The sequence below is a fragment of the Sphingomonas sp. FG14 genome (assembly GCF_057809675.1).
The window spans coordinates 282,080-306,059 of sequence record NZ_JBMDKK010000004.1; the positions used below are offsets into that span (position 1 = coordinate 282,080).

Below are 23,980 nucleotides of genomic sequence, written 5' to 3' on the forward strand. Positions count from 1 at the left end.
TTTGGGCGTTTATCGAAACACTGGCAGTCGCAAATAAACCGGCCTTGTTCAAGCATCTCTAAACGCTTCCGTCGTCAAGCCTATCCTTCCTTGCGCCAGCCCGGCGCACTATCAGGCCGCATGGACGCGAATCGGACAGGGGAGGACGCGCTCGCGATCGTGGCCGATCGCGAGCGCAGACGCGATTTCGGCCTGCTTTTCGTCGTGATGCTGACGGTGGCGGCGGGCAACACGGCGATGCAGTCGGTCCTGCCCGCGCTTGGCCGATCTCTGGGCGTGATGGACAGCGCGGTCGCGGCGGCTTTTTCGGTCTCGGCCGCGATCTGGGTGTTCGCGGCACCCTTTTGGGCGAAGCGGCTCGATCACTACGGCCAGCGACGGCTGGTCATCACCGGCATGGTCGGCTTCACCGTCTCGACCCTGGCATGTGGATTGTTCCTGGCGGCCGGTATTCTCGGCTGGATCACGCCAGCCGCGGCATTCCTGTTGTTCATCCTCGGCCGGCTGATCTACGGTGCGTTCGGATCGGCGACGCCGCCCGCGGCGCAGGCGATGGTCGCGGTGCGCACCACGCGCGCCGAACGGACCAAGGCGCTGACCCTGCTCGCCTCCGCTTTCGGTCTCGGCACGATCCTTGGTCCCGCGCTTTCGCCCTATCTGCTATTGCCGGTGGTGACGATGGCGGGGCCCGCCTTCGTCTTCACGGTCGTCGGGATCGCGGTCGTGATCGCGGCGGCGAAGCTGCTGCCCGACGATCGCCCGGCGATCGACGAGGATGCGCGGGGCGCCGCGGTCGCCTATCCCACGATCGGCGGACAGTCCTCGGGCGCGAGCGTGACCGCGGCGACGGCGGGGCCGTCGCGCGATGTGCGGCTGCGCGATGCACGGATCTGGCCCTGGATGCTCGCAGGACTGGTGATGGGCCATGCCCAGGCGATGACCGGGCAGACGATCGGCTTTCTGCTGATCGATCGGCTGGGCGGAGAGCTGAGCGACGCGCTCCAGTCGACCGGCCTGGTGCTGATGATGGGGGCGGGGGCGGCACTGCTTGCACAATGGGGCCTGATTCCCATCCTCAACCTTGCCCCGCGCGCGCTGATCCTGATCGGCCTCGGCCTGTCGGCGGCGGGATGCGTACTCCTCGGCATCGCCGATTCGCTCCACGGCATCGCCACCGCCTATGCGCTCGCCTCGCTCGGCTTCGGTTTCGTCCGGCCGGGATTCACCGCTGGCTCGTCACTGGCGGTGGAGGCGAACGAACAGGGATCGGTCGCCGGCAAGACGACGGCGATCAACGGCGCGGCGTTCGTCTTCGGCCCCTCGCTGGGCGTCGGCCTGTACGAGGTTTGGCGGCCGCTGCCCTATGGCATCGCGGCCGCCGCACTCGTTCTGCTGATGGCTTATGCCTGGTTCAATCTGCGCCCTTCGGCCCACGAGGCTTGAGCATCCCCGGCGCGACGAAACCGATCGGATCGAGCTTCAATGCGTTCTGCTTCAGTTTCGACGCGATCGTCTCATATTCCTGTTCCATCTCGGGCGTGACAGACGCGCGCGTCTCGTCGAACGCCTTTTCGAAATGGTCCATGGTCACCTGCTTGATGTCGAGCGACTGGCGCAGCGCCGACAGGCCGGCGCGGCGGACCAGATCCTCCAGGTCGGCGCCGGTGAAGCGCTCGGTGCGCTCCGCGAGCTCATCGAGATCGACATCCTTGCCCAGCGGCATGCGGCCGGTGTGAATCGCCAGGATACGCCGCCGCCCGCTTCGATCGGGCACGGGCACATAGATCAACTCATCGAAACGACCGGGGCGCAGCAATGCGGGATCGACCAGATTGGGGCGATTGGTCGCGCCGATCACCACCACCGATTGCAATTCCTCCAGCCCGTCCATCTCCGACAGGATGGTGTTGACAACGCGCTCGGTCACCTGCGGTTCGCCAAGCCCGTTGCCGCGCGCGGGAACAAGGCTGTCGAGTTCGTCGAAGAAGATCACGGTCGGCGCCACCTGGCGCGCGCGCGCGAACAGGCGGGCGATCTGCTGCTCGCTCTCGCCATACCATTTGCTCAGCAGGTCCGACGATTTAGTCGCGATGAAATTGGCCTGCGCCTCGCGCGCCACCGCCTTGGCGAGCAAGGTCTTGCCCGTGCCTGGCGGGCCATAGAGCAGGAAGCCCTTGGCCGGACGGATGCCGAGCCGACGGAACGCGTCGGGATCCTTCAACGGAAGCTCCACGCCTTCCTTCAACCGTTCCTGTGCGACGTCGAGCCCGCCGATATCGTCCCAGCGCGTCGTCGGCATCTGGACCATCACTTCGCGCATGGCCGACGGCTGGACGCGCTTGATCGCGGCCATGAAATCCTCGCGCGTCACCGACAGCGTATCGAGCACATCGGCGGGAATCGATCCTTCCGACAGATCGATCCTGGGCATGATGCGCCGGACCGCCTCGATCGCGGCCTCGCGCGCCAGTGCGGCCAGGTCGGCGCCGACAAAGCCGTAGGTCATCCGCGCGAGCTCGCTCAGGTCCACCTTGTCGCCCAGCGGCATACCGCGCGTGTGGATGCCCATGATCTCGCGGCGGCCACGCTCGTCAGGCACGCCGACCACGATCTCGCGGTCGAACCGGCCGGGCCGGCGCAGCGCCTCGTCGATCGCCTCGGGCCGATTGGTCGCGGCGATCACCACCAGGTTCACGCGTGCTTCCAGCCCGTCCATCAGCGTCAGCAACTGCGCGACCAGGCGTTTCTCGGTTTCGCCCTGCACCTGCCCACGCTTCGGCGCGATCGAATCGATCTCGTCGATGAACAGGATCGACGGCGCGGATTTGGTCGCTTGCTCGAACACGTCGCGCAGCCGCTTCTCGCTCTCGCCATAGGCGGAGCCCATGATTTCCGGGCCGTTGATCAGGAAGAACTCGGCGTCGCTTTCATTGGCGACGGCGCGCGCCAGCCGCGTCTTGCCGGTGCCCGGCGGGCCGTGCAGCAGCACGCCGCGCGGCGGATCGACGCCCAGTCGCTGGAAGAGCTCGGGATAGCGCAGCGGCAGTTCCACCATCTCGCGAAGCTGGTCGATCGTGCCCGCCATGCCACCGATATCGTCATAGGTGACGTCGGCGCGCCGCGATTCCTTGGGCTCGGTATATTCGGGAAGCAGTTCGACCTCGGTCTCGGGATCGATATGGACGATGCCCTTGGGCACGGTCGAGATCACGGCAAGGCGGATCTCCTGCAAGGCATAGGCGGGCGCCGCCAGCATCTGGCGAAGCTGGGCGGGCATCGCACCCTGATCGACCTGCTGTTGCCCGGCGGTCGCGACGGTGTCGCCGGCGGCGAGCGGACGGCCGATGAAGCTGCGCTTGAGCGCGTTCGAGGAACCGTGCAGCCGAAGATTTTGTTGTGCAGGTGCGAACACGACGCGCTGCGCGGGGCGCGATTCGCCCTTGCGGATCTCGACGAAGTCACCGGATCCAACGCCGGCATTGGCGCGCTGCAAACCGTCGAGACGGATCAGGTCCAGCCCTTCATCCTCGCGATAAGGGCCGACCGCGCGGGCCGGGGTCACGCGCTTGCCGACGATTTCGATGACGTCGCCTTCGGCCAGGCCCAGCGCCTGCATCGCCGCGCGGGACAGGCGGGCAAGTCCGCGCCCGCTGTCTTCGGGCCGGGCATTGGCTACCTGGATACGGTGCCCGGTCTCAGCTTCGACCATGTTCACGCTCTCCCCTCGGTCGGTTCGAAACCGGAAAGATAGGGCCGGGGTTCCGGGCTTGCGACCCCAAGCCAAAAAAAAGGCCGATCCCGAAGGACCGGCCCTTGAAAGTTTTAGGAGAGGATGCCTGAAAGGCAGGATCAATTTGCGTTGCAGTACGAAATTGTGCAAGTGCGAAAAGGAATTTGTTGATTGCAAAGAATGCACTCATGGATTCCTGATATACGCGCGCTACAAAGCGCGGACTGGATAGGACCCTGGGATCAAAATGCGGCGATTGCCTCCATTGACGGCGCTCGAGGCGTTTCTGCAAGTCGCGCGGCTCGGCTCGATCAAGGCTGCGGCCGAGGATCTTTCGCTCTCGTCGCCGGCGCTCAGCCGGCGCGTGCAGGCGCTCGAACGCTTTCTGGGCAAGCCGCTTTTCCATCGCCGTCACCAATCGCTCGCGCTGACCGAGGATGGCGAGAAGCTGCTCCATCAGGTGGCGCCCGCGATCGACATGCTGTCGCTCGCGATCGAAGGCATGTCGAACAGCGCCGACGTGATGCGGCTGCGGCTGGGCATCCTGCCGCTGTTCGCCTCGCAAAAGCTTATGCCGCATCTGCCCGAACTACGCGCGCGCCATCCCGGCCTGCATCTTGATATCGACACCGCCGCGCATAGCCTGTCGCGGCTGGGCGAAGGGCTCGACGTCGCGATTCCGCTCGCGCGGGAGATCGATCCCGCGCTCTACGCGCGCCGGCTCGGTCGTAACCTGATCTGCCCGATCGCGAGCCGTGCGACGACGGAGGGGCCGGACGCGATCCGCACGCCCGCGGATCTCGCGCGCACGACGGTGCTGATCCATCGCGACATGGCGGAAACCTTCGAAGTCTATCGCAACGCGATCGGATTGCCCGATCTGACGCCGCTGTCGATCGACCAATATGATTCGGGACAGTTGATCCTGGAGGCCGCGGCCGCCGGGCTCGGCGTGGCCTTCATGCTCGAAAGCCATCTGGCGGATGCGCAGGATGATCGGCTGGTCCGGCTGTTCGACCATGTCGTCGAAAGCCCGTACAGCTATTGGTTCGCCTGCCGCCCACGCGCGCTGGAAATGCGCCCGGTGCGGATCTTCCACGATTGGCTGGTCGACCTGTTCGGAGGCGATGTGGAGCGCCCCGGAGTCTGATCGACTGGCGTACCGCCCCGGCGCACCGGGGCGGCGTTGCAGATCAGGCGGCGGTGGCCTTGACGATCTTGCCGGGCTCGCGCGGTGGCTCGCCCTTGGGCAGCGCGTCGATATGCTCCATGCCCTCGGTCACTTCGCCCCAGACGGTGTACTGGCCGTCGAGGAAGGTCGCATCGTCGAAGCAGATGAAGAACTGGCTGTTCGCGCTGTTCGGATTCTGCGCGCGCGCCATCGAGCAGACGCCGCGGACATGCGGTTCGCGGCTGAATTCCGCCTTCAGGTCGGGTAGTTTGGAACCGCCCATGCCGGTGCCGGTCGGATCACCGCCCTGCGCCATGAAGCCGGGGATCACGCGGTGGAACACGACGCCGTCATAAAAACCCTCATTGGCGAGGGTCGCGACGCGCTCGACATGCCCGGGGGCGAGATCGGGGCGCAGCTTGATGACGACATCGCCGCCTTCGAGCGTGAGGGTAAGCGTGTCGGCCATGGTAAAACTCCATCGGATCGCGGGAAAACGCCCATATAGGGCCATTATGGGGAAGCGGAAGGGGGCGCGGTGCGGCGGCGGTTGCCTGATCCGTTCAGACAGCTTAGGGCACGGAAATCGCGGCACGATCCGGCGGAGAACCGCATGAGCCTAGACGAGCTGAATCCGCTGCCGCCCGGCCATGAACAGGATGGGTCCGAAACCGGGCCGCCCGAAACCAGCCTGGATGCCGACGACCGGCTGAAGCCCGAATTCGTGAGCGCGGTGCTCGAACGAGTCGAGGAGGGCGATTCGGAAGGCGCCCGTGCGCTGGTCGAACCGCTTCATCCCGCCGACATCGCCGACCTGTTCGAACTGACCCCTGCGGAGGAGCGCCGTGCGCTTGCCGCCGCGATTTCGGACCTGCTTGACGCCGACGTGTTCGCGGAAATGAACGACTGGGTCCGCGAGGACCTGATCGACGCGCTCGATCCGCACGAAGTGGCGGAGATCGCGGGCGAACTCGATACCGACGACGCCGTCGCGATCATCGAGGACATGGAGGAGGACGACCAGCGCGCCGTTCTCCGCGCGCTCGCGCCCGACGATCGCGCCGCGATCGAGGAAGCGCTGAGCTATGGCGAGGAAACCGCCGGACGCCTGATGCAGCGCGAGCTGATCGCGGTGCCCGAACACTGGACGGTCGGCGACGTTCTTGACTATCTGCGCAGGAACGAGGATCTCACCACCGATTTCTGGGAGATTTTCGTGGTCGATACCGGCCACAAACCGATCGGCGCCTGCGCGCTGTCATGGATCCTCCGCACGCCGCGATCGATCGCCATTTCCGACGTCATGAAGCGCGAACAGACGCTGATCCCGGTCGATATGGATCAGGAGGAAGTCGCGCTCCGCTTCCAGAAATATGCGCTGATCTCGGCGGCGGTGGTCGATGGCGCCGGCCGCCTCGTCGGCATGATCACCGTCGATGACATCGTCCACATCATCCAGGAAGAGGCGGGGGAGGATATCCTCAAGCTGTCCGGCGCGGGTGAAGGCGACATCAACGAGCCGGTGCTAGACAGCTACAAGAGCCGTGTCCGCTGGCTGATCGCCAATCTCGGTACCGCCCTGGTAGCGGCGACGATCATCAGTCTGTTCGAAGGCACGATCAGCAAGATGGTGACGCTCGCCGCGCTGATGCCGATCGTCGCGGGCGTCGGCGGCAATGCCGGCACGCAGACCATGGCGGTCACCGTGCGTGCGCTCGCGACCAACCAGCTCACCCAGTCGAACACCTGGCGGACGATCCGGCGTGAGATTCGGGTCGCGATGCTCAACGGCGTCACCGTCGCCGCGGTGATCGGCGTCGGTGTCGCGCTGGCCTTCTCCAATCACCAGCTCGGAGCGGTCATCGCCGCCGCGATGCTCGCCAACATCCTGATCGCCGGCCTTGCGGGTGTGCTGATTCCGCTGACGCTGGAAAAGCTCGATGCCGATCCTGCCGTGGCATCCTCGGTCTTCGTGACGATGATGACCGATTCGATGGGTTTCCTTGTCTTTCTGGGACTCGCCAGCGCCAGCGGCCTGGTTCGATAGGAATCTCGACGCAGCCGGCTTGAACCTGGCGGACCGCGCAGCCAGATTACGCCCATGGCTCCGCTCAACATCACCAAGGTCGCGGTCGGCTGCGCTTCGCTCGACATATTGGCCGAGCGCATCGCCGCACGCGCCGAAAACGAGGTCGCGGTGGTGACGACGCGCTATCGCCCGACGCGTCATGAGGAACTGATCGGCGGATCGCTTTACTGGATCATCAAGCACCGGCTCGTCGCGCGGCAGGAGATACTGGGTTTCGCCGAGATGGAGGATTCGCGGCGCTGGCAGATCCTGGTCGCCGCGCGGCTTGTGCCCGTGCTCGAACGGCCGCGCCGAGCGCATCAGGGCTGGCGCTATCTGGAGGGCAAGGACGCACCGGCCGATATCGATGCCGGGCACGGCGCGCTGGGAGAATTGCCCGCCGCGCTGCGTGGAGAGCTCTCGGCGCTGGCGCTGATCTGAATCACGGGTTCCTGTCACGTTAACCATTTTGTGACGGCTGCCGGGCTATGCCATCGGCATGAACCAGGCTTCGACCAATGCGCCCGACGGCACCAGGGACATACTTGTCGTCGACGGGGATGCGGGCAGTCGTGACGAAATCGGCCGCAAGCTGATCCAGGGCGGCTATCGCGCGTCCTTGTGCTCAAGCGGTCGCGAAGCGCTCGATCGCATGCAGGGGCGCTGTTTCGACCTCATCCTGCTCGACATGGAGTTGCGCGGCCAGGCCGGCTTTTCGGTGCTGAGCGAGATTCGTTCGAATCATGCGACGACGCATGTGCCGGTGATGATGGTTTCGGCACGGAACGATCCGGGTGCGGTGATTGAAGCGCTCAATGCGGGTGCCGACGATCATATCGCCAAACCCTTCGCATTCGACGTCCTTGCCGCCCGCATGGAGCGGTTGATCGAGCGCGCGCGCAATATCGCCGAATTACGGCGGTCGAATATCGCACTCGACGAACGCATAGCGCACCGTGCGATCGAGATTGGCGAACTGCGCGAACGAATCGCGTTCATGCAGGCGGAACGCCAGCGGCTGCAGCAGCAGATCGACCGGATGAGCGCCTGAACCGGGCCGTGTGCCGCCCGTTCAACGCCCAAGCCAGTGCCGGGCCGCGAACCAGGCGCTGATCGCCACGCCGATCGCCAGGCAGACACCAACGACACCCCAGAACGCCCAGGGCGCCTCGGCGAAGGGGATGCCCTTCACATTCATGCCGAGCAGGCCGGTGATGAAGGTCAGCGGCAGGAACACCAGCGCGACGATCGAGATCATCAGTGCGCGCGAATCCATCAGCTCGGCGCGCAGGTCGGTCAGTTCCTCATGCATCAGTGCCGCGCGTTCGCGGACCGCTTCCAGTTCCTCCGCCATGCGCGCGCAGCGATCGGCGGCCTCGCGGAGATGCATACGGTCCTGCTCCTCCAGCCAGTCCGCGTCGAGCGCCGAAAGCCGTTCGAGCGCCTGGCGCTGTGGCACCAGGAAACGGCGATAGGCGATGGCCTTGGCGCGCGCGCGCGCGATCATCCGGCGCATCTTGTAGACGCCCTGTGCTTCCAGCGCCGTCTCGCAATCGTCGAGCGTATCGCCCAGCTCGGCGACCTGTGGATCGAGCTCGCGCGAGATCGCGGTGGCGATCTCGGAAATGAGGTCACCGGGATCGCGCACCACGCCCCGTGAGACCGCCTGGCAGACCGTGTCGATCGCTGACGGCGTGCGGAAGCAGACCGAGATCACACTGCCCCGCTGCGCCCATATCCGGATCGAGACCAGCGCGTCGGGATCGTCCTCGGGTGTCTTGCCCAGCGCGCGCAGGTTGATGAGCGCGCCTTCGCCCATCGGTTCGCTGCGCGGCCGGGTTTCCTCCGCGATCAGTGCGCTGCGTGCGATCTCCGGAATCTCGCCACGTGCGGCGAGCCATTCGAGAGACCCATCCTGCCGGCCGTCGAGGTGGAACCAGACGAAATCAGCCGATCCGTTGGCCGCCGCTGCGGCATCGAGCGCGACCTTGCGACCGCCATCGCCATCCACGATCCAGGCGAAGGTCATGGCGCTGCCTTTCCGAGCAGATAAAGCGCCAATCCCGCTGGCGGTGATGCCGGTGGCGCCGTCGCCACCGTCCGTGCGGCATCGGCGCGCGCGCGCGCGAGGATGCGGGGATGGATCGCCGGGCTGTAATAGACATGATCGGCCTGACCGAGCAGTCGCGCTTCGCCGAGCGTGAGATCGTCGGGATCGTCGGACCGAACGGTGATGAAGACCAGCCCGCCGGAAACAGCGCCCGATGGTGATTCGAGCCAGTCGTTCACCGCATCGGCGGCATCGGCGCGCAATGGATCGAGCGGACCTTCGAGGGCCGCGTCGATCGCGCGTCGGCGGTCCACGGCATCCGGCCAGCGCGTCCGGATCGCCTGCCGCGCGCGATCGAGCGCCACCGCGAGTCTGCCGAGCGATGCGGGCAGCAGTGCGTCGAGCCGTTGGCGCAGCACCTTGGCAAGGCCCGCGGACGCCCCGCCCGTGCCGATCGCGATCAGCACGGGATCGCGATTGACGATTGCGGGCAAGGTGAAATCGCAGAGTTTCGGGCGATCGGGCGCATTGACCAGGATGCCGCGCGCCTTCAGTCGGGCGGTCGTCGCTTCGGCTTCGGCATCATCGTCGATCGCGACGATCGCCAGTGCCGCCGTCGCGTCCTCGCTGGAGGGGATAGCGCCGGCGCGTTCGAGCAGACGGCGTTTCGCTGCCGCCGCTTCGCCGTCACCCAGCAGGATGACCGGGCGATCGCGGAGTTTCAGGAAGATGGGCAGGCTATGCATCGGCCCGCTTGTCGCGCGGCGCGCGGCGCTTGCCAAGTCCGCAAGCCGGCCTGTTCAGGCCTTGAGCCAATCAGGGATGGTCTCCGCCTCGATCAGCGCCTCCAACGGCGGTCTCGGTCGCACCACCGCCCATTTGTCGCCCGACACCATCACTTCGGGCACCAGCGCACGGCTGTTATAGGTGCCGGCCATCGTCGCGCCATAAGCGCCGGCCGAGAAGAAGCCGACCAGATCGCCATCGGACACGGCATCCATCTCGCGCGCGATCGCGAAGGTGTCGCCGCTTTCGCAGACCGGTCCCACGATATTCGCCACGACGCGCTCGCCCGTGGGCGCGATGGCGCGGATATCATGCCAGGCGTCGTAGAGGCTGGGGCGAAGCAGGTCGTTCATCGCCGCATCGACGATTACCCAGGGATGGACGGCGCCGTCCTTCACGCGGATCACGCGCGACAGCAGCAGGCCGGCATTGGCGACGATCAGCCGGCCGGGCTCGAACGCCAGCCTGACGCCCCAGCCCGTGGTCACGCGCTTTACCATCGCGCCGTAATCGGCGGGGCTCGGCGGCAGCGGCAGCGCGGGATTATAGGATACGCCCAGTCCGCCGCCGAGATCGGCCAGGGTGATCGCATGGCCGGCGGCGCGTAGTTCCGCGATCAGCGCGCCGACCTTGGCGAACGCTGCTTCGAGCGGGGCGAGATCGGTGAGCTGGCTGCCGATATGGACCGCGACTCCCCGGGCCTTCAGTCCCGGCAGCGCGGCCAGCCGGGCATAGGCTTCAGGCGCGGTGTCGATCGGGATGCCGAACTTGTTCTCGGACTTGCCGGTGGAGATCTTGGCATGGGTGCCGGCATCGACGTCCGGATTGACGCGATAGGCGACCGCGACTTCGCGCCCCATCTCACTCGCCACGGCGGAGAGTGTCACGGCCTCGGGCTCGGATTCCAGATTGAACTGGCCGATGCCGTGCGACAGCGCGATCGCCATTTCCTCGCGCGTCTTGCCGACACCCGAGAACACGATCTTCTCGGGCGCGATGCCGGCCGCCACCGCACGCAGCAATTCGCCGGCCGATACGACGTCCGCGCCAAGCCCCGCGCGCGCCATCGCCGCGAGCACGGCGCCGTTGGGATTGGCCTTCACCGCGAAGGCGATCAGCGGCTCGCCTTCGCCGGCGCCGGCCAATGCGTCGCGAAAGACGCGGATGTGCCGCTCGATCGTTGCCGCCGAATAGACATAGACGGGCGTGCCCACCGCTTCCGCGATTGCGGTCAGCGGAACATCCTCGGCGTGAAGCGCGCCGTCGCGAAGAGTGAAATGGTCCATGGGCGCGCCTTAAAGCCTATCGTTGTGAAAATGAATGCGGCATTCGATGTCAGCTACCCGACTTCGCCGCGGCGCTTATCAGGCTTGATCGGACAAACGCCGCGATATCGGCGTCACCCTCGCGGCCAATGGCCTGGAGCAGCGCCAGCTTCGCTTCGCACCCCGAACGGACATTGGTCTTGTCGGACAAACGCTGGGCATATTGGTCAAGGGTGATGCCAAGCGATCCTGCGGCCTCGCGCATCTTGGGGATCATGTCGATCTTCCTGTCGTCCACCGTGGCGGGGGCCGCTCGGGTGATGGCCTGCACGATAAGCTGGCGCAGTTGCTGCTGGTAGGAAGCGGGCAGCGACGCCGGAGCGACAGGCCGGTTGTCGTCCATGCACGCGGCGGGATCGGCACGGAGCAAATGGCTCAGCCGCATCTGTCTCAACCGGAAATGCCGGACCAGCAGATCCTGCGCCGCCATCGGAAGCGCCTTTGTATAGGCATTCTCGATGATGCCATCGATCCGCTTGCGCATCGCGTCCTCGGCGATATTTCCCTTCTCCCGTTCGTGCGCGGCCGCCCGGATTTCCGCGTAAAGCGCCGGCTTTCCGGTTCGGATCGCGACAAGGTCGGGATTTGCGCGTTCGAGCGCGGCCATCCTGTCGCCCACCTTCTGATCCAGGGTCGCGGGCCGATCCGCCGCGATGACGAGGAATAGCGCGACCACCGCCCAGCCGAATGCAGCCAGCCGCGCCCAGAGCGAATAGCCTTTACGCAGTGTCCACCAGCAGGCGACATAGGGCATCAGCACCAGCCCCAGCCAGACGATCGGTGGCGTCGAGAGCGATTCCGAACTGGTATCGACGGGGCCAGCGAATCCGCTGCCGCTCACATTCTTTCCGTCAAAGACCAGGCCGTCGTCGAAGACGGGCTGACCGCCACCCGACGCGAACCTTGCCAGCCGTCCGGTGGGCGGCGCTTCGAGATGATCGATCCAGGCCCGGACCTTGTCTTCGTCGAAATTCCATTCGGCGGTTGGGAACTGATAGCGGATGCTGCGCAGCAGGATGCGCATGCCGTTGTCCGCTCGCTTGAGTTCCGCCGGCGTCACTTCCGCCGGCGACTGGTGGAGCAGATTATAGGCGTAATGAAGCAGATTGTCGGGCTGGACGAGCTGGTGCAGGAAATACAGGTCGCGCTGGCGGCGCAAGATCGCCGCGACGCGGCCGTCGCCGTTCCAGCGCCGCTCGTCGCCCGACCAGTTGAAGAATTTGATCGCCGGCCAGACGAGCGGATCCGATCGTGGAAGGCTCTGCGCGATGGCGCCGGCGAACCATTGCTCGACGTCCGCCAATATGTCGATCCTGCCCAGCGCCGGATTGTCCATGATCTGCCGCCAGCAAAGCTCGATCTGCCAGCGTGCTCCGTCGCTATCCTGTTCGTCGAACAACAGGCCCCATAGCAACTTGAGTTCGTCGTTGAGCGCGGCCAGCGGATCGGGATCCTTGTCCGCGGCGGGAGGGGGCTCGGCCACCGCGTCGTCAGGCTCGGCGGCTGATTCGGTTGTCAGTTCCGCCGGCGTCGTCAGCCTTGAAGCTATGAAGGGAGTATCGTCCTCCTCTTCATACCAGTCGTCGTCCCAATCATCCGCTTCGGGGTGGTCGCGCCATCGCAGTTCATCCAGCGCCTGTTCCATCGCCTTGCGCAGAGCGATGAACCCTGCCGGATCGGCATCGACATCGATTGCCTTCAGCTTCTGCGCATAGGCTCGCTTGACCGCGCGCTCGTCGCTGTCCTTCGCGTCGATGCCGAGCAGTCGCCACGGGCCGCGGCGCTCGCTCACAGGAAGCGCTCGCCCTCGATCTGGTCCAGCAGTTTCTCCAGTTCGACTCGCGCCTCCTCGATCTGGCGAGGATCCTGGCGTTCCAGGACGCTTTCGAACTGAGAGATCAGCCGGCCGACATAGTTGCGCGTTTCGCCGAGAAATCCTTCATAGCAACGCGCCGCCCGCGCGAGGGCCGCGGCGTTGGCGGCATCATCGCGCGGATGAATCTTCAGTGCGGCCAATGCTTCCCTGCGCTTGGCAAGGTCCTTGGCGCTGCGCTTGTCTTCTTCATCGCAGATCACGAGCTGACGTGTAACGCCCGTATCGGGAATGGAGACATCGACTTCGAGCAATCCGCTGGCGTCATAGCTGAACCGGCATTCGACGTTGACATGGCCGGCCGGCTTGGGCGGAACGGGCACGCTGATCTCGCCGAGCTTCACATTCTCCGCCACCAGCCGCGCTTCACCCTGGTAAATGCCGAACTGAACCTGCCGCTGGCCGTCGGCCATGGTCGAGAACCAGTGCGATCGGCTCGCCGGAATCACGGTATTGCGTTCGATGATGGGTGCAAACAGCCCGGTGCGGATGCCGGTCTGGTCGCGTTCGGCGACCTCGACGCCCAGCGTGAAGGGGCAGACATCGGTCAGGCGGATCTCGTCGAGCGCGGCGTCGCGCGATTTGAGGCCAGCCTGGACGGCGGCGCCCAGCGCGACCGCGTGATCGGGATGAAGCGCGTGATTGGGAAAACGCCCGAACATCCGCGTGGCGATCTTGCGGATCAGCGGCATCCGCGTCGATCCGCCGACCAGGATCACTTCGCGCAAGGCCTCGCTGCGGGTGCCGCTGTCGCGCATCGATCGCATCACCGGCTCGCGCAGCCGGGTCAGCAGGGGCTCGGCGCGCGCCTCGAAATCGGCCTGGCTGATCTCCGTCTCATGACGTTCATCGCGCCAGACCACGGAGAATGACGCGGTGTCCGACTCGGTCAGCGCGCGCCGGGTGCGTTCGGCGGCTGCGCGCAGCACTTCACGAAAGGCGCTGGCTTCCTTGCCCGCCAGCTTGTCGCCAGGGTCGATCCTTTCGCGTGCGAGCTCGACGATCACGTCGTTGAAATCCTCGCCGCCCAGCCGGTTGTCGCCGGCCGACGCGCGCACCTCGATGATGCCGCTGAAGATCTCGACGATCGAGACGTCGAAGGTGCCGCCGCCAAGGTCGAACACCAGGAATGGCGCTTCTTCCTCCAGATCGTGGATGCCATAGGCCAGCGCCGCCGCCGTCGGCTCGTTGACCAGCCGCTCCACCGTGAAGCCGGCGGCCTCGCCCGCCCGGCGCGTCGCCTTGCGTTGCCGATCGTTGAAATAGGCGGGGACGGTGATGACCGCCGATGTCACCGGCTCGCCAAGATACGCCTCCGCGTCCGCCTTCAGGCTACGAAGAACCAGCGCCGAAAGATCCTCGGCCGAGAAACTCTTGCGCCCCAGGGTGACGGTCTGTTGCGTGCCCATATAGCGTTTGAACGCGGTGGCGGTGCGATCGGGATGAGTCGACTGGCGCTCGCGCGCGGCCATGCCGACCAGATAGGCGCCGTCATCGCTCAGGCTGACCGCCGACGGGGTGAGCAGGTCTCCCAGGCTGTTCGGGATAAGCTCGGCCTTGCCGTCCCGCCAGATCGCGATGGCACTGTTGGTCGTGCCAAGATCGATGCCGACAATCATGATGGAACGCGCCCCCGAACTCGATTCACCACGCAGGCTGAATCAGACCGTCGCGCGAATCAAGGCCTGCCGCCTGCTTCGCGCAGGTCGCCTCAGGTTGGCGGCAGATCGAACCTGTCGTCCTGGCGGCGTTGCGAGCGCTTGAGCACTTCGTCGTTGCGATCGGGCCGCGCCTGTGAATCGGGCGTCACCAGCGAGTCCGAATCGGGCGCGGTCTCCGCCGTGGCGGGCTTTGCCGGCACCGGATCGCCGGCCGGACGCGTGAGCGGCTTCTTGCTGCCGCACGCGGCCAGCGCGGCGCTGAGCGCGAGCATCGTCAGGACGGCGAACGGTTTCCTCATTCAGTTATTCCCAGCGCGGTCTTCGCTTCGGCGATGCGCGTTCGCACCTGCGACGGCGCGGTGCCGCCATGGCTGGCGCGGCTCGCTACCGAAGCGTCGACGCTCAATAGCGCGAAACAGTCCTCAGCGATACGCGGATCCACGGCTTGCAGCGCCTCGAGCGGCAACTGGTCGAGCCGGCAGCCGCGATCCTCTGCCAGCTTGACCGCGCGGCCGGTGACGTGATGCGCCTCGCGGAAGGGGAGTCCGGCTTTACGCACCAGCCAGTCGGCCAGGTCGGTCGCGGTCGAAAAACCGCTTTCGGCGAGCGCCCGCATGCGATCGGTGCGGAAGGTCGCGCTTTCGACCATGCCCGTTATCGCCGCGATTGACAGTCCCAGCAGGTCGTGCGCCTCGAACACCGGCGGCTTGTCGTCCTGCATGTCCTTCGAATAGGCGAGCGGCAGTCCCTTCATCGTGATGACGAGCGCGGTCATGCAGCCCGTGATCCGCCCGGCATGGCCGCGCACCAGCTCGGCCGCGTCGGGGTTGCGCTTTTGCGGCATGATCGACGATCCCGTCGACCATTGGTCTGATAGCGAGACGAAGCCGAAGGGCTGGCTCGCCCAGATGATGAATTCCTCCGCCAGCCGCGACAGGTGCAGGCTGCACTGGGTGGCGGCCATCAGATAGTCGAGCGCGAAATCGCGGTCGGATACCGAATCGAGCGAATTGGCGGTCGGCCCGTCGAAGCCCAGCGCCGCCGCCGTCATGTGGCGATCGATCGGATAGCCGGTGCCGGCAAGCGCCGCCGATCCCAGCGGGCAGCGGTTGAGCCGCGCGCGCGCATCGGCGAAGCGCGAACGATCGCGGGCGACCATCTCGTAATAGGCCATCAGATGATGGCCGAGCGTGACCGGCTGCGCCGACTGGAGATGGGTGAAGCCCGGCATCACGCTGTCGGCATGTTCGCCGGCGCGGGTGACGAGCGCGCGCTGAAGCGCGGCGAGCGCGTCCTCGACCTGGTCGATCGCGTCGCGCACCCACAGGCGGAAATCGGTCGCGACCTGATCGTTGCGCGAGCGGGCGGTGTGGAGGCGGCCGGCGGTTGGGCCGATCAGCTCGGCCAGCCGGCTTTCCGTCACCATATGGATGTCTTCGAGCGCAAGATCCTCGGGAACGCCCTCGGCCGCATATTCGGCGGCGACACGGTCGAGCCCGTCGCTGATCGCCTCGGCGTCGGCCGCCGCGACGATGTCCTGCTTCGCCAGCATAGCGACATGCGCCTTGGATCCCGCGATGTCCTGCCTCCACAGGCGCTTGTCGAACGGAATCGACGCGTTAATCTCGCGCATCACCGAAGCCGGCCCTTCGCTGAAGCGCCCGCCCCACATGCTGTTGGAGGATTTGTTGCGATCGCTGATTTTGCTTCTCCCGCTCGGCTGCCTCGCGCTCGGCGGATGCGATAGGCAATCGCAGACAAGCCCGCAAGCGAGTGCGAACGCCGAAAACGCCTCTCAACAGGCAAGCGGCAATGCGGCGGGCGCCGAACCCGCCGAAGAGGAACTCACCGGCTCGCTCGATATCGAGAATCGCGGCAAGCCGATGCCGTCCGACAGTTTCGAGGCGCCCGACGGCAAGACCGTCCGCCTGGCGGACTTCAAGGGCAAGCCGGTGCTCGTCAATCTCTGGGCCACGTGGTGCGGGCCGTGCGTGAAGGAAATGCCGACGCTTGACGCGCTGGCGACGCGCACGCGCGACAAGCTGGTCGTGCTCACCGTCGCGCAGGATAGCAAGGGCGGCGAGGTCGTCCATCCCTGGTTCGCGAAAAAGGGATTCGCGATGCTGAAGCCCTATCTCGATCCCGAGAACAAGCTCGGGCTCAACTATGGCAGCGGTATGTTGCCGACCACGATCCTTTACGACGCGCAGGGCCGCGAGGTCTGGCGCGTCGTCGGCGGTATGGACTGGAACGGCGCGCGCGCGAACACGCTGCTCGCCGAGACGCTGGGCTGATCATGGCGACCGACAGGATCGACGCGCTTGTCCAGGAAAGCGGCGGCAGCGATTTCGCGGTCCGGATCGTCGTGTCCGGCCATGTCATCGACGGCGATGAACCCGAAGCGGCCGGCGGCCGCAATATCGGGCCCTCGCCCTACGATCTGTTGTTGGCGGCGCTTGGCGAATGCACCGCGATGACGATTCGGCTCTACGCGCGGCAGAAGGGCTGGCCGCTCGACGAGGTCGAGGTCGGCCTCACCCATCGCAAGGGCGATGTCGAGGGGCGCCCGGCCTGGACCGATCATTTCACCAAGGTGATTCGCCTACACGGCCCGGCGCTGTCCGACGAGCAGCGTGCGAAGCTGGTCGAGATCGCCGCAAAATGCCCGATCCAGCGGACGTTGCAGGGCGATCCCGTGATCGAGACGCGTCTCGCGACCAGTTGACCGCTATGCCGCCAGACCGAGAGCCTCCAGTTCCGCGAGCTGATCGGGCGTCAGGCTGGGCCGCGCCGCAAGTTCGTAGACGGCGGCATAGGCTTCGGCGGGCGCATTGGCTTTCATGCCGCCAAGCAGCGCCGCACGCTCGGCGGCATTGGTGGCGGGCACCATCAACTGCATGAATCCCATCGCGATTTCGGGCGGCAGGCTGCCGACGATCGCAGCTTCGATCTCGGCAAGCTCGACATCGCTGAACAGCGCGCAAAGCTGCGGCCAGACCATTTCTTCCTCCTCGGCCATATGGACGAGGTCTTCGGCCACGAAGCGCGAGAACAGCAGATGGAGCGTCCGGCCGCGCGCATCGGCGAGCCGGGGATCCACCGCCGCTTCGAGCGCGGCGACCGCGGCCTCGATCTCGATAAAGCGCGCGCGATGATGCGCATGTTCGCGCTCCAGGCCCGCCGCGACGCCCGGCGCCCGCTGCTCGAGCGCCATATGGATGAACTGCTCCTCATCGGCCAAGTGCGTCTCCCCCAGCACCAGATGCATGCGTAGATCGCTGATGAGCGCGGTGGTGTCGCGCGTGAAATCGGCGGTGGCGAGGCGCTGGAGCAGGGAGCAATGCCCGCGTCGCAGTCCCTTGTGCACGGGGCCGTAAATGTCCCAGCGGCCGGCGGTCGCTGGAAGATCGGATGAAGTCGTCGTCAGCATGGCATGTCCTTTCGATCCCGGCATCGCGGCCGGATGGATGGCGGGCGTCTACCTGCTGGCGGTTCGGCGCTCATCCTAAATGGTTCCTAACGGCGCGATTTCGGAACGAGCGGCAATCGGCTAAACATCCGTGGGGATTGGGGGCAGGCACCATGATTCACTCGACGCTCCGCGCGTTTCTGGAGCAACCCGTCATGATGGTGATCGCCGTCGGCGAAACCTCGGGCGGCGCGGCACTGGGGCGATGCCTCGGGCTGCGGCTTCCGGTCGGAGACGGCGCGATCGAGATCGTCTTCTCCGCCTGGCAATGGCCGGATCTCGCGCGGTCGGCTGGCCCCGGCCGCGCTGTCGCGCTGACCCTGGTGCATCCGAGCACATATCGGACCTATCAGCTCAAGGGGCGGATCGAGGCCGTGTGCGAAGGCGATGCGGAGGATATGGCGCTTGCCGATGACTATATCGGCCGCATGATCGGCATGCTGGGCGCATTGGGTGTCGAGCGCGAGGTGATCGATCGCTGGTGCGGCATCGACGCGGTGACGCGCGTCGCGATCCGCGCGGACGATCTGTTCGATCAGACGCCGGGACCGCGCGCGGGCGAACGGATTCCGGCATGACCGTTCCACTATCCGACATACTCGATTGCTTCGAAGGCGTGATTCCGTCGGTGATCGCCACGTCCGATGGCGAAGGCCAGCCCAACATCTCCTATCTCTCGCAGGTCTTCCATGTCGACGATGCGCATGTGGCGCTGTCGAACCAGTTCTTCTCCAAGACCGCCGCCAATGTCGCGCGCAGCGGCCGGGCCACGCTGCTGGCGGTCGACGGCCGATCCGGCGATCAATATCTGCTCGACCTGATCTTTGTCCGATCCGAACGGACAGGAGCATTGTTCCGGCGCATGGCGGCGCATCTCGACGCGATCAGCTCTCAGCATGGCATGGAATCGGTGATGGCGCTGCGCAGCGCCGATATCTTCCGGGTCGAGCAATGCCGGTCGGTGCCCTCGCCCGGCCCCGCGCCGCCACCGCGCGACGACCGGTCCGCGCCCGAGCGGCTGACCTTCGGCGCCGCGCTGGCGGCCGAGCTTGCGGGTGAAAGCGACCCGGACCGGATGCTGGACGTCGTACTCGACCGGCTGTCGACACTGCCGCGCTTCACCAATCTCATGATTCTTGTGCCGGACGAGAGCGGGGCGCGGCTGACCACGCTGGCGAGCCGCGGCTATGGCAGCGCCGGCGTTGGTTCGGAAATCGCGTTCAGCGAAGGGGTGATCGGTATCACCGCAGCGACGGGGGTGGCGGTGCGGATCAGCGACATGAGCCGTGGTCACCGCATGTTCCAGGCGGCGCGCGCAACGTCCGGACTGGTCGCGGAACGCCATATTCCCGTGCCGGGGCTGGCGGATCCGCAAAGCCAGCTTGGCGTGCCGATGCTTTCGCGCGGGCGGCTCGCCGGCATATTGTTTGCCGAATCACCGACCCGGTTCGCCTTCACGCGAGAGGATGAGCGGATGCTTGTCATGGTCGGCGCGCAACTCGCCGCGCATCTCGGTGCGGCGGAGCAAGAGAGCGACGCGTCCGTGCCGGCTTGGAGTGTCGAAGCGCGGCGGTCGGCGCCATCCACCACCAAGGGGTTCAGGGTCCGCTATTTCACATTCGACGACAGCCTGTTCATCGACGACGCCTATGTCATCAAGGGAGTGCCGGGGCGGCTGCTGTTCCATCTCCTGTCGATCCATGCGGAGCAGGGGCGGATCGATTTCACCAATCGCGAATTGCGGCTGGATCCGCGCCTTCGCCTGCCCGATTTCAAGGACAATCTGGAAACCCGTCTGATCCTGCTGCGTCGCCGTCTCGACGAACGCGAAGCGCCCATCCGGCTCGCCCGCCCTGAGCGTGGACTGATCCGGCTGGCGCTGGACGGCACTCCCAGTCTCGAGACCGTCGCCGACCCGCCAGGCCGGTAGATCGCCGCCCGGATCGGGTCGCGAAAGCACGGCCGCTTTACTTTGTTGTCCGGTTATGACACCGGTAGCAAAGAAGGCCGTTCGCGGATGGACCCGGCCGATGACCGGGCGCGCCGTGAGCGGGGAGGAACGCATGAACGCCGCACCGACATCATGACGAGCGCGTCGGCCCTGCTGACCGATCACCGCGATTCGGTGGCGACCGCGCTGCGCGATATCGGCGCGGGCGAGCGGATCGTGATCGATGGGCGTGACGTGCGGCTGGCAGCCCCAGTCGGGCGTGGGCACAAGCTGGCGGTCGCGCCGGTTACCCGTGGCGCGTCGGTCCTCAAATTCGGATTTCCGATCGGGATTGCTTCACGCGACATCGCCGTCGGCGAGCATGTCCATCGCCATAATCTCGAAACCGCGCTCACCGCCAACGGTGACTATGCCTGGCATGGCGCGGCACCGGCGGTCCCGCGTCCGGCCGATGTCGAGGTGCCTGGTTTCCAGGGCTATCTTCGGGCCGACGGCCGCGCCGCGACACGCAACGAAATCTGGATCCTGCCGACTGTCGGTTGCGTCGCGCGAACCGCCCGGAAGATCGCCGACCTGTCGAATGCGCGTCATGCCGGTGCGGTCGATGGCGTTCATGCCTTCACCCATCCTTTCGGCTGTTCGCAGCTTGGCGATGATCTCGGCGCGACACGCGCTTTGCTCGCGGCCCTCGCCAATCATCCCAATGCGGGCGGTGTCCTGATCGTCGGTTTGGGCTGTGAATCCAATCAGATTGCCGCGCTGATCGACGCGATCCCGCCCGAACGCCGGTCGATCGTCCGGCAACTCGTCGCGCAACAGGCAGGGGACGAACTGGCCGATGGGCTGGCGGCGGTCGACGCGCTGGTCGCACAGGCGTCGTCGGCCCGGCGCACGACCCTGCCACTGTCGAAGCTGGTATTCGGCGTCAAATGCGGCGGATCGGACGGGCTTAGCGGTCTTACCGCGAACCCGTTGGTCGGGCGTATCAGCGATGCGGTGGCGGACGCGGGCGGCATCACGATCCTGACCGAGATACCAGAAATCTTCGGCGCGGAGCATCTGTTGATGGCGCGCGCCGCTGATCGCGAGACCTTCGACGGCATCGCCGCGCTGGTGAACGGATTCAAGCGCCATTTCCTCGATCATGGCGAGCCGGTTTCGGAAAATCCCTCGCCGGGCAACATCGCTGGCGGCATCACCACGCTGGAGGAAAAGTCGCTCGGCGCCGTGCAGAAGGGTGGTCACGCCAGCGTCACCGACGTGTTGCGCTATGGCGGGCAAGTGCGCCGCGCGGGTCTGACGCTGCTCGAAGCGCCCGGAAACGATGCCGTCTCCTCGACCGCGCTGGCGGCCGCGGGCGCGACCGTCATCGCCTTCACCACCGGACGCGGAACCCCGCTCGGCTTCCCCGTGCCCACGATCAAGATCGCGTCGAACAGCGATCTCGCCGCGCGCAAGCCGGGCTGGATCGATTTCGACGCAGGCCAGGTGATCGACGCCGGCATGGACGCGGCGGCGCGGGCGCTGCTCGATCGCGTCGTCGCAGTCGCCTCGGGTGAGATCACCGCCGCGGAGCACAATGACGAGCGCGAAATCGCGATCTGGAAGCGCGGTGTGACTTTATGACGTCACTCTCGCTCCGGACGGTGGATCGGCTGCCGGCATCGGTCACACGGCCCGGCTATGATCCGCGCGGCGTCGCGGTCGGTGTGGTGCATTTCGGGCCCGGCGCCTTTCATCGTGCGCATCAGGCCGCCTATTTCGATGCGTTGCTTGCCGACGATCCGCGCTGGGGGATCGCTGCGGTGTCGCTGCGATCCCCGGACACGGTCTCCGCGCTCGCCGCGCAGGATGGTCTCTACAGCGTCGCCATGCTCGATGCCGATCCCGCTTATCGCGTGATCGGGGCGCATCGCGACTGGATCGGGCCGGACGCGCAGGAGCGGTTGATCGCGCGCCTCGCCGATCCATCGGTCCATCTCGTCACGGCGACGGTGACGGAGAAGGGTTATTGCCTGTCGGGTGACGGCAATCTCGATCTGGCTCATCCCGATATCATTCATGATCGTCAGGCGGCGGGCGCATGGCGGAGCCTGGCGGGCTGGCTGACGGCTGGCCTTGCCGAACGCCGCGTGAGCGGGCTGGCGCCCTTCGCGACATTGTGTTGCGACAATATGGCGCGCAATGGCGCGAAGCTGCGTGGCGCCGTGGTCGCACTGGCGCGACTGCGCGACGACGGCCTTGCCGACTGGATCGCCGAAACCGCGGTCTTTCCCGATACGATGGTCGATTCGATCACGCCGGCGACCGACGATGCGCACCGTCTTCGCGCGGCACGGGTGCTCGGCATGGCCGATCATGCGGCGGTTCAGCGCGAACGGTTCGCCCAATGGGTGGTGCAGGATCTGCCATTGCCCGGATTGCCCGATCTCGAACGCACCGGCGTGATCCGCACAGGCGACGTCGCGGCCTATGAACAGGCGAAGCTGCGTATCCTCAATGGCGCGCATAGCAGCCTGGCCTATCTCGGTCTGGCGCTTGGCCACGAAACCGTGGCGGACGCCATGGCCGATCCCGTGCTTGCCGGCTTCATCGAACGTCTGGTCCGCGACGACATCATTCCTTCGCTCGGTGTCGTCGCCGGGCTCGACCTCGCCGGTTATGCCGGTCAGGTTCTTGAACGCTTCCGCAATCCGGCGATCCGCCACCATCTTTCCCAGATCGCCTGGGATGGTTCGCAGAAGCTGCCCTATCGCCTGCTCGACACGGTGGGAGAGGCGCTGGCGCACGATCGTCCCGTCGATCGGCTGGCCGTGCCCGTCGCCGGCTGGATCGCATTCGTCCGTGCCTCGCTCGAAACCGGCCGCGCGCTCGTCGATCCGCTTGCCGATCGGTTGATCGCGATCGCCCGGCGGGAAGGGGATCCCGCGCGGTTGGCCGGTGCGATGCTCGATATCGATGGCCTGTTCCGGCCTGCCATCGCCCAGGCGCCGCGTTTCCGCGACGCCGTGCGCGATGCGCTCGCCGCCGTGACGACGAACCGAACCCGAAACCTGTTGACGATGTGAAGGCGCGAGACGTGCCCGAAGGAGATAAGTTGAGTCACCACGATCAATCCGCCGAAGGCATCGCGCGCGCGTTCGTCGATGCCCGTCAGGCGGGCGCCGCCTTGCCGGACTATCCCGGGCGGCCGCCGCGAACGCTGGCGGAGGCCTATAACATCCAGGCGCATGCGATCGATCTGCATGGCCGTCCGATTGCCGGATGGAAAGTCGGGCGCATCGCCGATCCGCTCGTGCCCACGCTCGGCAGCAACCGGCTGGCCGGCCCGATCTTTGCCGACATGGTGGTGGAGGCGGGCGCCGAGCCCCCGGTCATGCCCGTGTTTGAACAGGGATTCGCGGCGGCGGAGGCGGAATTCCTGCTGCGCATCGGTTCGCTGCCCGCGCCCGGCCGGATCGTCACGAGCAATGACGAGGCGGCGGCGCATATCGATGCCGTCCGCATCGGAATAGAGATCGCGAGTTCGCCCTTTCCCGGGATCAATGATCTTGGCCCGGCGGTGACCGTCTCTGATTTCGGCAACAATAACGGGCTGGTGCTGGGCGCCCCGATCCCGATCGATGCGCCGTTGCTGCGCTGGCCAGTGTCGCTGCGGATCGACGATGTCGAGGTGGGTGCGGGCACGGCGGCGGAGATGCTCGACGGCCCCTTCGGCGCGGCGCGCTTCCTGTTCGCGCTCGCGGCGGAACGCGCTTTGCCGCTTGGTGTGGGGCAATGGATTTCGAGCGGCGCGATCACCGGCGTCCACCCGGTACGGCCTGGCGCGGCGGTGGAGGCACGGTTCGGCGAAGCCTGTTCCGTACGCTGCAAGATCGGCGATAATCGATAAAAGA

Annotated in this window: 22 protein-coding genes; 12 read left to right on the forward strand and 10 right to left on the reverse strand. The window is 66.2% G+C overall.

Annotated elements, in window-relative coordinates; genetic code table 11:
- Window positions 1-120 precede the first annotated feature (120 nt).
- Window positions 121-1,443, forward strand: a complete 1,323-nt coding sequence (locus tag ACODTA_RS16530; RefSeq protein ID WP_489067054.1) for an MFS transporter — start codon at window positions 121-123, stop codon at window positions 1,441-1,443.
- On the opposite strand, the gene ACODTA_RS16535 is transcribed toward ACODTA_RS16530, so the two are convergent.
- On the reverse strand, window positions 1,412-3,709 hold the full coding sequence (locus ACODTA_RS16535) for a CDC48 family AAA ATPase (protein WP_489067055.1): 2,298 nt from the start codon (window positions 3,707-3,709) through the stop codon (window positions 1,412-1,414). The two genes, ACODTA_RS16530 and ACODTA_RS16535, sit on opposite strands and share 32 nt — an antisense overlap.
- 268 nt (window positions 3,710-3,977) lie before the next feature.
- Here ACODTA_RS16535 and ACODTA_RS16540 point away from each other — a divergent pair, with 268 nt between their 5' ends.
- Entirely contained in the window at window positions 3,978-4,880 is a 903-nt protein-coding gene (locus ACODTA_RS16540; protein WP_222991778.1) for a LysR substrate-binding domain-containing protein, read from the forward strand.
- Between the two features lie 43 nt (window positions 4,881-4,923).
- Here the strand turns inward: ACODTA_RS16540 and ACODTA_RS16545 are convergent, their stop codons facing one another.
- Window positions 4,924-5,370, reverse strand: coding sequence for a peptidylprolyl isomerase (locus ACODTA_RS16545; RefSeq protein WP_489067056.1), 447 nt, complete (start codon window positions 5,368-5,370; stop codon window positions 4,924-4,926).
- A 144-nt stretch (window positions 5,371-5,514) separates the two neighbouring features.
- Here ACODTA_RS16545 and mgtE point away from each other — a divergent pair, with 144 nt between their 5' ends.
- The 3 genes from mgtE to ACODTA_RS16560 are packed head-to-tail and all read left to right on the forward strand — an operon-like array spanning window position 5,515 to window position 8,020.
- The gene (gene mgtE / locus ACODTA_RS16550) at window positions 5,515-6,948 is read left to right on the forward strand and encodes a magnesium transporter (protein WP_489067057.1); all 1,434 of its coding nucleotides are present in this window, start codon (window positions 5,515-5,517) and stop codon (window positions 6,946-6,948) included.
- Between the two features lie 54 nt (window positions 6,949-7,002).
- Window positions 7,003-7,410, forward strand: coding sequence for a DUF1489 family protein (locus tag ACODTA_RS16555; RefSeq protein WP_489067058.1), 408 nt, complete (start codon window positions 7,003-7,005; stop codon window positions 7,408-7,410).
- Window positions 7,411-7,468: 58 nt separating this feature from the next.
- Window positions 7,469-8,020, forward strand: coding sequence for a response regulator transcription factor (locus ACODTA_RS16560; RefSeq protein ID WP_489067060.1), 552 nt, complete (start codon window positions 7,469-7,471; stop codon window positions 8,018-8,020).
- 21 nt (window positions 8,021-8,041) lie between these two features.
- Here the strand turns inward: ACODTA_RS16560 and ACODTA_RS16565 are convergent, their stop codons facing one another.
- The 7 genes from ACODTA_RS16565 to argH all read right to left on the reverse strand — a co-directional run bounded on the left by ACODTA_RS16565 (window position 8,042) and on the right by argH (window position 16,336).
- On the reverse strand, window positions 8,042-8,998 hold the full coding sequence (locus ACODTA_RS16565; protein ID WP_489067062.1) for a zinc transporter ZntB: 957 nt from the start codon (window positions 8,996-8,998) through the stop codon (window positions 8,042-8,044).
- Window positions 8,995-9,765 (reverse strand): precorrin-2 dehydrogenase/sirohydrochlorin ferrochelatase family protein, encoded by a 771-nt coding sequence (locus ACODTA_RS16570; protein WP_489067064.1) that lies wholly within the window; start codon window positions 9,763-9,765, stop codon window positions 8,995-8,997. The genes ACODTA_RS16565 and ACODTA_RS16570 overlap by 4 nt, the downstream gene beginning before the upstream one ends.
- A 54-nt stretch (window positions 9,766-9,819) precedes the next feature.
- Window positions 9,820-11,091: a diaminopimelate decarboxylase gene (gene lysA / locus ACODTA_RS16575; protein ID WP_489067065.1), complete on the reverse strand. Its 1,272-nt coding sequence runs from the start codon at window positions 11,089-11,091 to the stop codon at window positions 9,820-9,822.
- Window positions 11,092-11,140: 49 nt separating this feature from the next.
- Window positions 11,141-12,922: a hypothetical protein gene (locus ACODTA_RS16580; protein WP_489067066.1), complete on the reverse strand. Its 1,782-nt coding sequence runs from the start codon at window positions 12,920-12,922 to the stop codon at window positions 11,141-11,143.
- Window positions 12,919-14,622: an Hsp70 family protein gene (locus ACODTA_RS16585; protein ID WP_489067067.1), complete on the reverse strand. Its 1,704-nt coding sequence runs from the start codon at window positions 14,620-14,622 to the stop codon at window positions 12,919-12,921. The genes ACODTA_RS16580 and ACODTA_RS16585 overlap by 4 nt, the downstream gene beginning before the upstream one ends.
- A 92-nt stretch (window positions 14,623-14,714) precedes the next feature.
- Window positions 14,715-14,963 carry a hypothetical protein gene (locus tag ACODTA_RS16590; protein WP_489067068.1) on the reverse strand — a complete coding sequence of 83 codons (249 nt, stop codon included), beginning with the start codon at window positions 14,961-14,963 and terminating at the stop codon, window positions 14,715-14,717.
- Window positions 14,960-16,336, reverse strand: a complete 1,377-nt coding sequence (argH, locus tag ACODTA_RS16595; RefSeq protein ID WP_489067069.1) for an argininosuccinate lyase — start codon at window positions 16,334-16,336, stop codon at window positions 14,960-14,962. The genes ACODTA_RS16590 and argH overlap by 4 nt, the downstream gene beginning before the upstream one ends.
- 16 nt (window positions 16,337-16,352) lie before the next feature.
- On the opposite strand from argH, the gene ACODTA_RS16600 reads away from it, so the two are divergent.
- Both ACODTA_RS16600 and ACODTA_RS16605 read left to right on the forward strand, forming a co-directional pair.
- A complete protein-coding gene (locus tag ACODTA_RS16600; protein ID WP_489067070.1) occupies window positions 16,353-16,958 on the forward strand; it encodes a TlpA family protein disulfide reductase in 606 nt (201 codons plus the stop codon).
- 2 nt (window positions 16,959-16,960) lie between these two features.
- Window positions 16,961-17,389 (forward strand): OsmC family protein, encoded by a 429-nt coding sequence (locus ACODTA_RS16605; RefSeq protein WP_489067071.1) that lies wholly within the window; start codon window positions 16,961-16,963, stop codon window positions 17,387-17,389.
- Window positions 17,390-17,392: 3 nt separating this feature from the next.
- On the opposite strand, the gene ACODTA_RS16610 is transcribed toward ACODTA_RS16605, so the two are convergent.
- Window positions 17,393-18,094 (reverse strand): hemerythrin domain-containing protein, encoded by a 702-nt coding sequence (locus tag ACODTA_RS16610; protein ID WP_489067072.1) that lies wholly within the window; start codon window positions 18,092-18,094, stop codon window positions 17,393-17,395.
- Between the two features lie 194 nt (window positions 18,095-18,288).
- Between ACODTA_RS16610 and ACODTA_RS16615 the strand changes: the two genes are divergently transcribed.
- From ACODTA_RS16615 to ACODTA_RS16635, 5 genes are all read left to right on the forward strand, one after another.
- Window positions 18,289-18,711: a hypothetical protein gene (locus tag ACODTA_RS16615; RefSeq protein ID WP_489067073.1), complete on the forward strand. Its 423-nt coding sequence runs from the start codon at window positions 18,289-18,291 to the stop codon at window positions 18,709-18,711.
- The gene (locus ACODTA_RS16620; RefSeq protein ID WP_489067074.1) at window positions 18,708-20,063 is read left to right on the forward strand and encodes a GAF domain-containing protein; all 1,356 of its coding nucleotides are present in this window, start codon (window positions 18,708-18,710) and stop codon (window positions 20,061-20,063) included. The genes ACODTA_RS16615 and ACODTA_RS16620 overlap by 4 nt, the downstream gene beginning before the upstream one ends.
- Before the next feature lie 153 nt (window positions 20,064-20,216).
- Window positions 20,217-21,710: a UxaA family hydrolase gene (locus tag ACODTA_RS16625; protein WP_489067075.1), complete on the forward strand. Its 1,494-nt coding sequence runs from the start codon at window positions 20,217-20,219 to the stop codon at window positions 21,708-21,710.
- On the forward strand, window positions 21,707-23,152 hold the full coding sequence (locus tag ACODTA_RS16630; protein ID WP_489067076.1) for a mannitol dehydrogenase family protein: 1,446 nt from the start codon (window positions 21,707-21,709) through the stop codon (window positions 23,150-23,152). The genes ACODTA_RS16625 and ACODTA_RS16630 overlap by 4 nt, the downstream gene beginning before the upstream one ends.
- Before the next feature lie 29 nt (window positions 23,153-23,181).
- A complete protein-coding gene (locus ACODTA_RS16635) occupies window positions 23,182-23,976 on the forward strand; it encodes a 2-keto-4-pentenoate hydratase (RefSeq protein WP_489067077.1) in 795 nt (264 codons plus the stop codon).
- Window positions 23,977-23,980: the final 4 nt, after the last annotated feature.